Source organism: Nonomuraea jiangxiensis (assembly GCF_900099965.1).
Classification (GTDB): Bacteria; Actinomycetota; Actinomycetes; order Streptosporangiales; family Streptosporangiaceae; genus Nonomuraea; species Nonomuraea jiangxiensis.
In genome coordinates, this window is sequence record NZ_FNDJ01000013.1 from 292528 (window position 1) to 306861 (window position 14334).

The window sequence follows — 14334 nt, forward strand, 5'->3', positions numbered from 1 at the left end:
ACAACACGCCTGACTGCTGACCGCACTGGCCCGCGACGGACGCCTCGGCGCCGAAGCACATGTCCAGGGCGAGTGATCCTTGCGACACGGGGACGGGGTTGGGTGGCAGCTTGACCCGGCGGATCGATCGGCCTGATGGCCAGCCAGGCCGGCGACGAGTCTGCTTCGGGTGCGCGGTCGGAGCGTGGAGAGGTGCGTTCCCGCCTGACGGTGGAGCGACGATCAAGCGGCACATCGCCTACCGGGCCACACGAAATCGAGCGGGCAATCCAGGAGTACCACGCCCGACCGGACATCGCCCTTGGAGATGTGCCGTCAACGGACCCGGTTCGAGGCGCGCCAGTGGGCGTGACGGTGCGGGTGGTGGGTGGATCCTGTGGTGAAGGGCGCGCCGGCAGCCGGGCCAGGCTTGAGGGTGTGCCATCCGGAGCGCAGCAGTACGCCATGGGTGGATCCGCCATGAGCGTGCCGTCGGTGGATCAGCTGAGTGTGGAGATGGCGTCGACGTGGGGATGCGCCATGAGCGGCTTGCCTGGGTCGGGCTGACGCCGTGCCGTCAGGAGGCCCCTCCCCTGTATCGGCCTGGAGCCGGGTGATGATCGATCATGCCGCAGCGGCGGCCTGGGGCGCGGGGCGTGGTGGCGGCCGCATCACCGGTGACGCGGTTGCCCCAGGCAGCCTGCCTGAGCGATCCGTCAAGCCACCTTGGCGCGGTGGGCTATCTCGCGGGCCGCGTCCATGTACGCCATGGCGCCGCTGGACCCCGGATCGTACGTCATCACCGACTGCCCATAACTGGGAGCCTCCGACAGTCGCACGCTCCGCGGGATGACCGTGTTGAGCACCGTGTCCCCGAAGTGCGCCCGTACCTCGTCCGCCACCTGAGAGGCCAGCCGCGTACGGCCGTCGTACATCGTCAGGACGATCGTCGACAGGTTGAGCGTCGGGTTGAGGTGAGCCTTGATCAAATCCACGTTCCGAAGGAGCTGGCCTAGGCCCTCCAGGGCGTAGTACTCGCACTGGATGGGGATCATGACCTCGTCCGCCGCCACCAGGGCGTTCACCGTCAGCAGACCGAGGGACGGCGGGCAGTCGATCACAATGTAGTCGAGCTCGATCGCCTTGTACGCGTCCAGCGCCCGTCGCAGGCGAGCCTCCCTGGCCACCAGCGAGACCAGCTCGATCTCCGCACCCGCAAGGTCGATGGTGGCCGGGGCGCAGTAGAGGTTCGGCATGTCGGGGACCTGCTTGACGATGTCGGCCATCGGCAGGTCGTCCACAAGGACTTGGTAAACATCAGGGACGTCACCGCGGTGCTCGGTCGCAAGTGCTGTGGAGGCATTGCCCTGGGGGTCCAAGTCCACCACGAGAACACGCTGGCCGTGCATGGACAGCGCGGCAGCGATATTCACCGATGTGGTGGTCTTGCCTACGCCACCCTTCTGGTTCGCCACCGCGATCACCCTGGTCTTGGGTGGACGCGGCCAGGTGCCGTCCCCGTCGCCGGGGCTCTGGGCGGCCGTCGGGGTTGCAGATGTTTCACGTGAAACCACTGAGCTGAGCGCCTCTCGTACCAACGGCGAATCACCGGGGTTCAGGGGGGTCTGGGTCACAATGGCCATCCTTTCAACCAGGGGTGGGCCGGTGCCGGGAATTCGCTGTCGCGACACGCCCATTTCGGGCCAGCCAACCCCGGTTGGACTCTCGGATGGACGACTGTCCGGCCAGCCAAGACCGCTTGACACGACTGGCACAGCCGTCACCTCCTTCGTCGCCGCCTGGCTCGCTCTGGCGCAGCGCGACCCGCTACCACCCGAACCAATGTTGCAGGCGGCTCGACCTTACCGCGCCCGACGGTCACAAGCTCGGCCGTTCGGGCCCCGCTGGCCCGCAATTGGGACTCCGCCTCGGCCAGCTCTCCGGCGGCACGCTCCCCCTTCATGGCGATCAGCTCGCCACCCTCGCGAAGCAACGGCATCGCCCAGGTCAGAAGCCGGTCGAGCGGCGCCACCGCGCGGGCACAGGCGACGTCGAACACCCGCTCCCCCGCCAACTCCTCCGCCCGTCCCCGCACCACCTCGACGTTGTCGAGCTTGAGCGCCGCGACACACTCCTCCAGGAACACGGTACGGCGCAGCAGCGGCTCCAGGAGCGTGACCGTGACATCCTGCCGTACGATCGCCAGCACGATCCCGGGCAGCCCGGCGCCGGAACCGATGTCCACCAAGCGTACGTCCGGCGGCACCGCCTCGGCCACGACCGCGCAATTGAGCAGGTGGCGATCCCAGATCCGGGGCACCTCCCGCGGACCCAGCAGCCCTCGGACAACGCCGGGACCCGCCAGCAGCTCGGCGAACGCGCACGCGCGATCCCAAGCCTGTCCGGCGAAGACGTCCCGCGCTATGGCCGGCGGCGCCGGAAGCTCATCGCTCACTGGAATGGTGGACCTTTCTGGGGCTGGTGGCCCATGATCGGTGGGGCCTTTTCCACCGATCGGCGGGGGGATCGGACGGTGTGGCACTGCTGCTGCAGCAGTAGCCGGTCGTGGGTCTCGGTGCTACCCGTTCAAGGGCCGGAACCGGCGCTCCGGGAACGCTCCGTACCCAAGGCTAGAGGTGAGATCACAAGGGAAGAGTAGCGGGCTGGGGTGAACGGGACCTTCGAGCGCGCCGTCTTGAGGGCGGCCGTCGCCACTCTGCGTGACCACAGGTCGGTTTCGGTCGGGGCAGATCGGCCGAATTGCCGGCGCTGGGGTGGGCTCGGTGGGCAGGCTCCTCGGTGCGGGCGGCGGGCAATGGAATGCGGGCGCCGACGGCGGGATATGGGCGTCGGCAGCGGAAGTCCTCGGCTCTGGGTCCCCTGCCCCAGAGGCTCCAGTTCCGGATCCAGGGCCGAGCTCGAATGCAAGGTCGGCGCTCGGATACAGGTCCGGAATCGGGTCCAGGGCCGGGGCTCGGATCCGGCGCCCGATGATCCCGGTCCCGGTCCCGGTCGCAGCCCCGGTCCCGGTCCCTGTCCCGGTCGCGGCTCGGCTGCTGCGGTCCGCAGAACGACCAGTCCGGTTGCGGTCCGCGGAATGCCGCTGGGGTGGCGCGGGACCGTACGGGAAAGGCATGTGGGGCTTTGGGTTGGTTAGGTGCGAAGCGGTGGACGTACAGGGATAAAAGCCGGTAAATGTGGAAACGGCCGTCCACCGCGCGCACAGGCGGGCAGACGGCCGCGTCGGACGGCGGGACACGCCTCAGGCCGGCAGGACCACCACGTACCGCTGGGGCTCCTCGCCCTCGGACTCGCTGCGGAGCCCGGCGGCCGCCACGGCATCGTGGACGATCTTGCGCTCGAACGGGGTCATCGGGTGCAGCGCCTTCGGCTCGCCCTGCTCCTTGACCTCGTTGGCGATCTCGGTGCCGAGCTTGGTCAGCTCGGCCCGGCGGCGCTCGCGGTAGCCCGCCACGTCGAGCATGAGCCTGGACCGCTCACCCGTCTGCCGGTGCACGGCCAGCCGGGTCAGCTCCTGCAGCGCCTCCAGGACCTCTCCCCCGGGCCCCACCAGCTCCGTGCCCTTGAGCCCCACGACGGAGACCAGGGCGCGGTCGCCCTCCACGTCCATGTCGATGTCGCCGTCGATGTCGGCGATGTCGAGAAGGCCCTCGACGTAGTCGGCAGCGATCTCGCCTTCCTGCTCTAGCGCGTTGAGATCAGGAGCCTTCTCCTGCTCGGCCTCGGTCATGGCCGGCCTCTCCTTCGTGTTCAAGACTTCTTGCTGCCGGTGCGCTTGCTGCGGGACTGGCGGCTGGGCTGCTGCCTGATGATCTTAGGCTCCGGCGGGGGCGGAGGTGCCTGCTCTTCCGGGGTGGTCTTCCGGAATTTCGCCATCAGGCCAGGCTTGGGCTGGACGGGGATCACGTTGCCCTTGGCGTCGAACTGCGGCATGGGGTGCCGCGTGTAGAACCAGTGCTGCTGCCCGAGGGTCCACAGGTTGGTGGTGACCCAGTACATGATCAGGCCCAGCGGGAAGTTCAAGCTGAAGAAGGCGAACAGCGGCGAGATGTACATGAGGATCTTCTGCTGCTGCGCCATGGGGTTGTCCGGCATCTGCGCCATGGAGCGGGTGACGCTCTGCCGGACGGTGAGGAACGTGGTCGCCGAGCTGATCGCCACGAAGATCGCCAGTACGACCTTGGTCTGGATGACCCCGGCGTCGAACCCCTGGATCTGCGCCTCGGACATCCAGAAGTTCGCCGGCAACGGCGCGCCGAAGATGTGCGCGCTTCTGGCGCTGTCGACCAGCTCCTGCGTTATGCCGTATTTCGCATGGCCTTCAGCCATGTTGTGAAGCACGGTGAACATGGAGATGAAGATGGGGAACTGGGCGACGACGGGGAGACAGCCACCGAGAGGGTTGGCGCCGGCTCCCTGATAGAGCGCCATGACCTCCTGGTTCATGCGCTGCTTGTCGTTCTTGTATCGTTTGCGCAGCTCTTGGACCTTGGGGGCGAGCTCCTGCATCTTCCGCGACGAGCGCATCTGCTTGAGGAAGAGCGGGAAGATCAGGATCCGCATGAGCACGGTCAGCGTGATGATCGTCAAAGCCCAGGTCAGACCGCTGTCCGGGTTGAGGACCGTGCTGTATCCAGTATGGATCCAGATGATGACATGGGCTACGGCTTCATACAGCCAGCTCAGCCAGGACAGCTCCACCGAGCTATCTCCCTTGCGTTTCGTGGGACCGGACCGGGCGTGGGGGCACCGGGTCAATACCTCCGGGATGGAATGGGTGGCACCGCCCGATGCGCCGGACAGTCAGCCATGTGCCGCGCAATGCTCCATGTACGGCAATCGCCTCGAGTCCATACGCACTGCATGACGGGTAGAAACGGCAGCGTGGACCGAGCATCGGGCTTATGAAAGCCCGGTAGAACCGGATCGGGATGATCAAAGCCTGAGCGACGAGGCTCGGCTTCACCCCTTGCGGCTGCTCCGTCATCTTTGTCCACCCGTCGAGGACTCGCGCCGCCTGAGCAAACGATCCAGCGCGGAATCGAGCTCGGCGGCCAGGTGCTCGAATCGCGCGGACGCGGCCGGTGGATTGGCGCGTACCACCAGCAGGCTACCTCGCGGCAGCCGGTCGAGACGGTCCCGCATCAGGTGTCGGAGCCGTCGCTTGACCTTGTTCCGGGTCACGGCGCCACCGACGGCTTTACTCACCACGAAACCCACCAAGGGTGAGTCTTCCCCCGAAATGGCGAAATGCACCACCAAGGACGGGCGGCCGGCGCGCTTGCCGCGCCTCACCGCCGCCTCGAACTCCTCCCCGCGCCGCATGCGGGAATGACGGGACAGCACCGTATATACGCCTAACGCCCGCCGGCAAGCTGCACCGGCGGGCCTACTATCGGGCGCGGGACGATCAGGCCGACAGCTTCTCGCGGCCCTTGCGGCGGCGAGCGGCCAGGACGGCGCGACCGGCCCGGGTGCGCATCCGCAGCCGGAAGCCGTGGGTCTTCGCGCGGCGACGGTTGTTCGGCTGGAAAGTACGCTTGCTCACGGGTGGGCTCCAGGCTTGATGGTGCGCCCAATAGGACGCTTAACACACATGGATGGCCTGCCAGATGACGAGGGCACGCGAAATAGCCGTCGCGTGACAAGCCGACCGTCGTACGTTACGGGTCAGACCCGTCCCAGGTCAAACCAGACCGGTTATCCACTAATCCACAGGCGAGTTTTCCACGCCCCGGCGGGCGTCCACAGCATGTGCACCCGAGTACCACTACGCTGTGGACAACGTCTTGAACACGGCTGTGCACATGGATACTGTCGGCCCTTCGGACCCGCCCAAACGCTGTGCACAACCTGTGGACTTCCTGTGGAGACCCTGGGTACGAAGCTCGGCCGGCGCGCTGTGGACGAAGGGCCCGTCCGTCGGGTCGGGCGGCCGCGCCATGTGGACAAACGATCGCGGGGGGCCGCGAGAGGAAGGAGGGGGAACCGCACCATGAACGGTGTCGACCTCGGCACGGTATGGGCGAGGGCCCTGGGCAACTTCCTCGACGAGAACGTGCCCATCCAGCAGCGTACGTGGCTGTCCATGGTGCGCCCGATCGCGCTGGCCAACGACACGATCGTGCTCGGCGTGCCCAACGACTTCGTCAAAGACCTCATCGAGGGCAAACTGCGCTCGCTCGTGGCGCACGCGCTGTCGCAGGAGCTCGGCCGGACCATGCGGCTGGCGGTGATGATCGACACAACGGCTCCCGAGCAGCCGGAGATCGAGATTCATCAACAGCCTGTGACTCAGAGTTATCCCCAAGGTGTGGAGAGCCGGCCGCGCTACCCACAGCTCCCACCGTCGCAGCACAACCCGGCCTCCGAGCCGCCGCAGTTCTATTCTCCACAGACGGAGCTGCCGCAGCTGTCCACCGAATATCCACAGCCGGGGTTCGGTTTTGAACAGGCGCAGTCGTACACACCGCCTGTGGAGAAGGCGCCGGAACCGGCGCCGAATCGCTGGGAGGCAAAGAGCAACAAGCCCAGCGAACCCGCCAGGCTCAACCAGAAATACACATTCGAGACATTCGTCATCGGGGCCAGCAACCGGTTCGCCCATGCGGCGGCCGTGGCGGTGGCCGAGTCGCCGGCGAAGGCGTACAACCCGCTGTTCATCTACGGCGACTCGGGGCTGGGCAAGACGCACCTTCTTCACGCGATCGGGCATTACGCCCAGAGCCTGTACGACGGCGCGCGGGTGAGATACGTGAGCTCGGAGGAGTTCACCAACGACTTCATCAACAGCATCCGCGACCACAAGGCCGACGGGTTCCGCGGCCGCTACCGGGCGATCGACATCCTGCTGGTGGACGACATCCAGTTCCTGGAGGGCAAGGAGCAGACGCAGGAGGAGTTCTTCCACACCTTCAATACGCTGCACAACGCCAACAAGCAGATCGTCATCTCCAGCGACCGCGCGCCCAAGCAGCTGATCACGCTGGAGGACCGGCTGCGCAACCGGTTCGAGTGGGGCCTGATCACCGATGTCCAGCCGCCCGAGCTGGAGACCCGGATCGCGATCCTGCGCAAGAAGGCGATCCAGGAGGGCCTGGCCGCGCCGCCCGAGGTGCTCGAATACATCGCCAGCCGCATCTCCACCAACATCCGCGAGCTGGAGGGCGCTCTCATCAGGGTCACGGCCTTCGCCAGCCTCAACCGGCAGGGCGTCGACCTGCAGCTCGCCGAGGTGGTGCTGAAGGATCTGATCACCACGGAGTCCGACTCCGAGATCACCATCGCCGCGATCATGAGCGAGACCGCCAACTACTTCGGGATCAGCCTCGAGGACCTGTGCGGCACCTCGCGCAGCCGGGCGCTCGTGAACGCCCGCCAGATCGCCATGTACCTGACGCGCGAGCTGACCGAGCTGTCGCTGCCGAAGATCGGCCAGCAGTTCGGCGGCCGGGACCACACCACCGTCATGCATGCCGAGCGCAAGATCCGGTCGCTCATCGCCGAGCGCAAGTCGATGTACAACCAGGTCAACGAGCTAACAATACGGATCAAGCAGACACAGCGTGGATCTTGATGTTCGTGCACAGCCTGTGGAAAACACTGTGGACCAGCGGAAACACAGAATGGGCGCGGCCGTACGTACGGCAATGGCCGGAAAAATCCACCCACAAGGGCTGGGGACAACACTGGGGACAGGTAGCCCAGATCTGGGGACGAGCCGTGGATAACGTGTGGACGGCGTGTGAACAGTCGATCTGGAGCTCCAGAAGGGGTCTCTTTACCCCGTGGACAACCTGTGGAAACCCCGTGGATAACCCGTGGATGAACACCCCATGATCTGGGGAAGAGCTGTGCACGAAGTTTCGCCATCCCCAGGCGGCCGAGTTCTCCCCAGCCTTCGCCCACACCCTCGGTGGATGAAAACATGGCTACTGACCAGCCATAACGCCGGTTGTCCACAGTACCCACAGCCCCTAGTGTGATGACCTCTTATCTCTCTAACAAAGAAACACAAGACCCATAGAGGGGTTCTCCCGGAACCGAGGTGCGGGAGAGTGAACACTTGAATCAACGACGAACCCAGGAGGCTGATCACCGTGATGTTCCGAATCGAGCGAGACGTCCTCGCTGAGGCGGTGGCATGGACGGCACGCAGCCTCCCCGCGCGCCCGTCGGTGCCCGTTCTCGCCGGCATGCGCCTGGAGGTCACGGAAGAGCAGCAGCTCAAGCTCTCCGGATTCGACTACGAGGTCTCCGCCGAGGTGACCCTTGAGGTCCACACCGGCGAGCCGGGGGTCGTCCTGGTATCGGGCAAGCTGCTCGCCGAGATCACCCGCGCCCTTCCCGCACAGCCTGTGGACCTAGTCGTGGACGGCGCCAAGGCGGTCGTCACGTGCGGCAGCGCCCGGTTCACCCTGCTGACCATGCCGGTGGAGGACTATCCGTCCCTGCCCGCCATGCCGCCGGCCGCGGGCCGGGTGGGCAGCGACGTGTTCGCCGCCGCCGTCGGCCAGGTCGCCGTCGCCGCGGGCCGGGACGACACGCTGCCGATGCTGACCGGCGTACGGATGGAGATCGAGGGCGACACCGTCACCCTCGCCGCGACCGACCGCTACCGGCTGGCCGTGCGGGAGCTGAAGTGGCAGCCGGGGCAGCCCGACTTCGCGGCCATCGCGATGATCCCCGGCAAGACCCTCGCCGACACCGCCAAGGCGCTCGGCGCGACCGGCGCCGAGGTGGAGATCGCGCTCAGCTCCGCGGGCGGCACCGGGGAGGGCATGATCGGCTTCTCCAGCGCGGGGCGGCGGACCACGACGCGGCTGCTCGACCCCGAGTTCCCCAAATACCGCTCGCTGCTGCCGACGGAGTTCTCCGCGCGCGCCGATCTGTCCACAGGCCCGTTCGTGGAGGCGGTCAAGCGCGTGGCCCTGGTCGCCGAGCGCAACACGCCCGTACGGCTGGCGTTCAAGAGCGGCGAGGTCGTGCTAGAGGCGGGCAGCGGCGACGAGGCGCAGGCCGTCGAGGCGCTGCCGGTGGACTACGAGGGCGAGGAGATGAACATCGCCTTCAACCACCAGTTCCTGCTGGAAGGGCTGGGTGCCATCGACAGCGACGTGGCACGCCTGCAGATGACCACGTCCACGAAGCCCGCTATCCTCACTGGCGGCAAGCCTGTGGATGACGGGGCCGGGACGGACTACCGCTACCTGATCATGCCTATCCGACTGTCAGGCTGACGCCGTCATCAGAGATGATGGGAAGCCTGACAAGGGGGTAGTGGGAAACCATGCAGATCGGCATGATCGGACTCGGCAAGATGGGCGGCAACATGGCCGAGCGGCTCCGCCGCGCCGGCCACGACGTCGTCGGCTACGACCGCGACCCGGCAGTCAGCGATGTGGGCGGGCTCAAAGAGCTGGTCGAACGCCTGGAGAAACCGCGCGCGATCTGGGTCATGGTGCCCGCGGGCGAGGCCACGCAGTCGACCATAGACGACCTCGGCGAGCTGCTCGACGCGGGTGACCTCGTCGTCGACGGCGGTAATTCACACTATGTGGACGACCAGAAGCACGCCGCCGAGCTGGCGGAGAAGGGCATCGGCTTCGTCGACTGCGGCGTGAGCGGCGGCGTGTGGGGCCTGCAGTACGGCTACGCGCTCATGTGCGGCGGCGACCAGGCAAGCGTCGATCGGCTGATGCCGATCTTCGAGGCGCTCAAGCCCGAGGGCGAGGACGGCTTCGTCCACGCGGGCGAGGTCGGCGCCGGGCACTTCGCCAAGATGGTCCACAACGGCATCGAATACGGCATGATGCAGGCGTTCGCCGAGGGCTGGGAGCTGCTGGAGGCCTCCGACGTCGTCAAAGACGTCAAGGGCTCGTTCAGCAGCTGGCGCACCGGCACCGTGATCCGCTCGTGGCTGCTCGACCTGATGGTCCGGGCGCTCGACGACGACGAGCACCTCGAGCGCCTGCGCGGTTACGCACAGGACTCCGGCGAGGGCCGGTGGACGGTGCAGGCGGCCGTGGACCACGGGGTCCCCCTGCCGGTGATCACCGCCGCCCTCTACGCCAGGTTCGCCTCCCGCCAGGACGACTCCCCCGCGATGAAGGTGGTCGCGGCGCTGCGCAACCAGTTCGGCGGCCACGCGATCTCCTCGACGGAGGGCAGCACCGGCAAGGGCGCCGACGCCCCGGGCGCCGACGTGACGCCGCCCCCGGGGCTCCAGCGCTAGCGCTCGCCGCGTCCCAGGGCTTTCCCCACGAGCTGATACCGGTTTTCCACAGGAACGCATGCCGGTGACCCCAGTGACCGCTGTGGCCCACTAACCTCGTGGGGTGCATGTCGCCCACCTGTCGCTGACCGACTTCAGGTCCTACGCGTCCGTGGAGCTCGGTCTGGAGCCGGGCATCACGGCGTTCGTGGGGCCCAACGGCCAGGGCAAGACCAACCTGGTCGAGGCCCTCGGCTACGTCGCGACGCACTCCAGCCACCGGGTGGCCAGCGACGCGCCGCTCGTGCGGCAGGGCGCCACGCGGGCGATCGTGCGCTGCGCCGTTCAGCGGGACGACCGGCGGGCGCTGATCGAGCTGGAGATCAACCCCGGCCGGGCCAACCGCGCCCGGCTCAACCGCTCCCCCGTGTCCAGGCCGCGCGACGTCGTGGGCCTGCTGCGCACGGTGCTGTTCGCCCCCGAGGACCTGTCACTGGCCAAGGGCGACCCGTCGGAGCGCCGACGGTTCCTCGACGACCTGCTGGTGGCCAGGGCGCCCAGGTTCGCAGGCGTGCGCGCCGACTACGACCGGGTGCTCAAGCAGCGCGGCGCCCTACTGCGCACGGCCGCCCAGGCCCGCAGGGGCGCCAGGAGCTCCAGGCGGGCGGAGCGCGACAGCGGGTTCGCCGCGGCGGGCGCGGGCGACGTGCTGAGCACCCTGGAGGTGTGGGACGCCCACCTCGCCAGGCACGGCGCCGAGTTGCTGGCGGCCCGGCTGGAGCTGATCGAGGCGCTGCGTCCGCTGGTCGCCGGCTCCTACGCCGCGCTGGCCCCGGCGAGTGCCGCCGCGACGCTGGCCTACCGCAGCACGTTGTCCACAGGTGGGGATGCGGACGAGGGGGTCCCGGAGCACGAAGCCGCCGGTGAGCGGGGATCTTTCGATACACAGACGTTATCCACAGACTTGGGGAAAACCCTTGAGGAACGGCTGCGGGAGCGGCTATTGGAGGTCCGTTCCGCGGAGCTGGAGCGCGGCGTCACGCTCGTCGGCCCGCACCGTGACGACCTGATTCTCGGCCTCGGCGATCTGCCCGCCCGGGGCTACGCGAGCCACGGGGAGTCGTGGTCGTTCGCGCTGGCGCTCCGGCTGGCCGCCTACGACCTGCTGCGGGCCGACGGCGGCGATCCCGTGCTGATCCTGGACGACGTGTTCGCCGAGCTCGACAGCCAGCGCAGGCGCCGGCTCGCCGAGATCGTCGCCCCGGCCGAGCAGGTGCTGATCACCGCCGCCGTGCCGGACGACGTGCCGGGTGAGCTGATGGGGGCCAGATTCGACGTCGCAGAGGGGAGCGTGACCCGTGTCCGTTGACGACAACCCCACGGCCAGGGGCGCCGCCATGGCCAGGGAGAAGCTGGCCCAGGCCAAGGCCGACGCGGCCAAACGCGGCCAGCTCCCCCGGCGCGAGCCCAGGCGCAGGGCGGGCGGGGCGCGCAGGGAGAGCGGCGATCCCCAGCTTTTCGGTCGGGCGATCGCCGATCTGCTGGCCGATCGGGGCTGGGAGCGTTCGGCGGCCGTGGGGGCGGTGTTCGGCCGCTGGGCCGACATCGTGGGCCCTGACCTGGCCTCGCACACCAAGCCCGAGTCCTTCGAGGACGGCGAGGTGCTGATCGCGGCCGACTCGACCGCCTGGGCGACGCAGGTCCGGCTGCTCGCGCGCACCCTCGTACGCAGGCTCAACGAGGAGCTCGGCACCGGCACCGTGACGAAGGTAAAGGTCAGAGGACCACAAAACGCTCCAAGATCGACAGGTGGATTGCGGGTGACCGGAAGCCGGGGTCCCGGCGACACCTACGGTTAGGCGCCGAGAGCGATCAGATTGCCGCAGACGCGCGGAGCCCCCTTTCCGGAGGGGGGATGCTTGCCAGGGGGCAAAGCGAGCTAGCGGGCATCACAGGCGCGTTCATTGCCACCTTCGGGCTCCAGACCCGGTAAGATGGAGAAGGATTCCGGACACGTCCGCTTGCGTGTCACCCCGGCACCAAGCCGACTCCCCTGGGTGACCGCGCATCGGGGCACTCACGACGGTGACGGGCACGGCAGGGGCAGCAATGCAGTTTGATGGCCTCCCCCGCCGCGTGTCCGCGGCAGGAGGATTTCGCAGTTGTCCTACGACGCTAGCTCAATCACCGTACTCGAGGGGCTTGAGGCGGTTCGAAAGCGCCCGGGTATGTATATCGGCTCCACCGGCGAGCGGGGCCTGCACCACCTGGTCTACGAGATCGTGGACAACGCGGTGGACGAGGCTCTCGCCGGGTTCGCCAACAGGATCGACATCACGCTTCTGGCCGACAACGGCGTGCGCGTGATCGACAACGGCCGCGGCATCCCCACCGGCATCCACCCGGTGGAAAAGCGCTCGGCCGTCGAGGTCGTGCTGACCACGCTGCACGCGGGCGGCAAGTTCGACAGCCAGTCCTACGCGGTCTCCGGCGGCCTGCACGGCGTCGGCTCGGCCGTCGTCAACGCGCTGTCCCACGCCATGGACGTCGAGGTCAAGCAGAACGGCTTCTACTGGCGCCAGCGTTACGAGATGTCCAAGCCGACGGCGCCGCTGGCCAAGGGCGAGCCGACCGACGAGACCGGCACCACGATCACGTTCTGGCCGGACGCCGACGTCTTCGAGACCACGACGTGGAACTATGAGACGCTCTCCCGGCGCTTCCAGGAGATGGCCTTCCTCAACAAGGGCCTGACGATCACCCTCACCGACGAGCGCCCCGACCACATCAACGGTGAGGCGCACACCGTCACCTACTACTACGAGGGCGGCCTGGCCGACTTCGTCCAGCACCTCAACGCCAAGAAGGAGCCGGCGCACGCGTCGATCATCTCCTTCGACGAGGAGGGCGACGGCATCGCGGTCGAGATCGCGATGCAGTGGAACAACTCCTACTCCGAGTCCGTCTACACCTTCGCCAACACGATCAACACGGCGGAGGGCGGCACCCACGAGGAGGGCTTCCGCGCGGCGCTGACCACGATCGTCAACCGCTACGCGCGCGAGCAGAAGTTCCTCAAGGAGGGCAAGGACGACAACCTCTCCGGTGAGGACGTCCGCGAGGGCCTGACCGCGATCATCTCGGTCAAGCTGTCCGACCCGCAGTTCGAGGGCCAGACCAAGACCAAGCTCGGCAACACCGAGGCGAAGTCGTTCGTCCAGAAGGCCTGCAACGACCACCTGCGCGACTGGTTCGAGCGCAACCCCGGCGAGGCCAAGGACATCATCAACAAGTCCCTGCAGGCCTCCCGCGCCCGCATCGCGGCCCGCCAGGCCCGCGACCTGACCAGGCGCAAGTCGCTGCTGGAGTCGGGCAGCGGGCTGCCGGGCAAGCTGGCCGACTGCCAGTGGAACGACCCGGAGAAGTGCGAGCTGTTCATCGTCGAGGGTGACTCGGCCGGCGGCTCGGCCAAGGGCGGTCGCGACTCGCGTTTTCAGGCCATCCTGCCCATCCGCGGCAAGATCCTCAACGTGGAGAAGGCGCGGATCGACAAGGTCCTGAAGAACAACGAGGTCCAGGCGCTGATCACCGCTCTGGGCACCGGGGTGCACGACGAGTTCGACATCGCCAAGCTGCGCTACCACAAGGTCATCCTGATGGCCGACGCCGACGTCGACGGCCAGCACATCAACACGCTGCTGCTGACGCTGCTGTTCAGGTTCATGAGGCCGCTGATCGAGGCCGGCCACGTCTACCTGTCGTGCCCGCCCCTCTACAAGATCAAGTGGGACCGCAAGGGCGAGGACGCCTCCTACGCCTACTCCGACTCCGAGCGGGACGCGGTCATCGCCGAGGGCATCGCCAACGGCAAGCCCGACCCGCGGCCGCGTGACAACGTACAACGCTTCAAGGGCCTGGGCGAGATGAACGCGAGCCAGCTCTGGGAGACCACGATGAACCCGGAGACCCGGCTGCTGCGCCTGGTCACGCTCGACGACGCGGCACAGGCCGACGACCTGTTCAGCGTGCTCATGGGCGAGGACGTGGAGGCCAGGCGAGACTTCATCATCCGCAACGCGCGCGACGTCCGTTTCCTCGACGTTTAGCCAGAAGAAGGATCA

General features: G+C 67.5%; 13 protein-coding genes. 6 read left to right on the forward strand and 7 right to left on the reverse strand.

The annotated features are described in order from the left end of the window. Positions 1 to 695: 695 nt before the first annotated feature. From BLS95_RS28610 to rpmH, 7 genes are all read right to left on the reverse strand, one after another. Complete coding sequence (locus BLS95_RS28610) at positions 696 to 1622, reverse strand: ParA family protein (protein ID WP_218136018.1); 927 nt, start codon at positions 1620 to 1622, stop codon at positions 696 to 698. A 137-nt stretch (positions 1623 to 1759) separates the two neighbouring features. Then, a complete protein-coding gene (gene rsmG, locus BLS95_RS28615; protein WP_090937823.1) occupies positions 1760 to 2434 on the reverse strand; it encodes a 16S rRNA (guanine(527)-N(7))-methyltransferase RsmG in 675 nt (224 codons plus the stop codon). An 807-nt stretch (positions 2435 to 3241) separates the two neighbouring features. Then, positions 3242 to 3730, reverse strand: coding sequence for a Jag family protein (locus BLS95_RS28620; protein ID WP_090937826.1), 489 nt, complete (start codon positions 3728 to 3730; stop codon positions 3242 to 3244). Positions 3731 to 3750: 20 nt separating this feature from the next. Beyond that, a complete protein-coding gene (gene yidC / locus BLS95_RS28625; protein WP_090937829.1) occupies positions 3751 to 4701 on the reverse strand; it encodes a membrane protein insertase YidC in 951 nt (316 codons plus the stop codon). 4 nt (positions 4702 to 4705) lie between these two features. Beyond that, entirely contained in the window at positions 4706 to 4987 is a 282-nt protein-coding gene (gene yidD, locus BLS95_RS28630; RefSeq protein WP_090937832.1) for a membrane protein insertion efficiency factor YidD, read from the reverse strand. Beyond that, a complete protein-coding gene (rnpA, locus tag BLS95_RS28635) occupies positions 4984 to 5346 on the reverse strand; it encodes a ribonuclease P protein component (protein WP_090937835.1) in 363 nt (120 codons plus the stop codon). The genes yidD and rnpA overlap by 4 nt, the downstream gene beginning before the upstream one ends. 64 nt (positions 5347 to 5410) lie before the next feature. After that, positions 5411 to 5548: a 50S ribosomal protein L34 gene (rpmH, locus tag BLS95_RS28640; RefSeq protein WP_090937838.1), complete on the reverse strand. Its 138-nt coding sequence runs from the start codon at positions 5546 to 5548 to the stop codon at positions 5411 to 5413. Between the two features lie 447 nt (positions 5549 to 5995). Between rpmH and dnaA the strand changes: the two genes are divergently transcribed. The 6 genes from dnaA (at position 5996) to gyrB (ending at position 14319) form a co-directional block, all read left to right on the forward strand. After that, entirely contained in the window at positions 5996 to 7576 is a 1581-nt protein-coding gene (dnaA, locus tag BLS95_RS28645) for a chromosomal replication initiator protein DnaA (RefSeq protein ID WP_090937841.1), read from the forward strand. 523 nt (positions 7577 to 8099) lie between these two features. Next, a complete protein-coding gene (gene dnaN / locus BLS95_RS28650; protein WP_090937844.1) occupies positions 8100 to 9239 on the forward strand; it encodes a DNA polymerase III subunit beta in 1140 nt (379 codons plus the stop codon). A gap of 50 nt (positions 9240 to 9289) precedes the next feature. Next, positions 9290 to 10234 carry a phosphogluconate dehydrogenase (NAD(+)-dependent, decarboxylating) gene (gene gnd, locus BLS95_RS28655; protein WP_090937847.1) on the forward strand — a complete coding sequence of 315 codons (945 nt, stop codon included), beginning with the start codon at positions 9290 to 9292 and terminating at the stop codon, positions 10232 to 10234. 103 nt (positions 10235 to 10337) lie between these two features. Beyond that, on the forward strand, positions 10338 to 11582 hold the full coding sequence (gene recF, locus BLS95_RS28660; protein ID WP_090937850.1) for a DNA replication/repair protein RecF: 1245 nt from the start codon (positions 10338 to 10340) through the stop codon (positions 11580 to 11582). Continuing rightward, complete coding sequence (locus BLS95_RS28665) at positions 11572 to 12072, forward strand: DciA family protein (protein ID WP_245765332.1); 501 nt, start codon at positions 11572 to 11574, stop codon at positions 12070 to 12072. Before recF ends, BLS95_RS28665 begins: the two co-directional genes overlap by 11 nt. Positions 12073 to 12375: 303 nt before the next feature. After that, positions 12376 to 14319: a DNA topoisomerase (ATP-hydrolyzing) subunit B gene (gene gyrB / locus BLS95_RS28670; protein WP_090937853.1), complete on the forward strand. Its 1944-nt coding sequence runs from the start codon at positions 12376 to 12378 to the stop codon at positions 14317 to 14319. Positions 14320 to 14334 lie beyond the last annotated feature (15 nt).

Coding starts and splice junctions, on each gene's coding strand:
- gnd (WP_090937847.1), top strand. CDS start 9,290: ATGCAGATCGGCATGATCGGACTCGGCAAGATGGGCGGCAACATGGCC.
- dnaA (WP_090937841.1), top strand. CDS start 5,996: ATGAACGGTGTCGACCTCGGCACGGTATGGGCGAGGGCCCTGGGCAAC.
- BLS95_RS28620 (WP_090937826.1), bottom strand. CDS start 3,730: ATGACCGAGGCCGAGCAGGAGAAGGCTCCTGATCTCAACGCGCTAGAG.
- yidD (WP_090937832.1), bottom strand. CDS start 4,987: ATGACGGAGCAGCCGCAAGGGGTGAAGCCGAGCCTCGTCGCTCAGGCT.
- BLS95_RS28610 (WP_218136018.1), bottom strand. CDS start 1,622: ATGGCCATTGTGACCCAGACCCCCCTGAACCCCGGTGATTCGCCGTTG.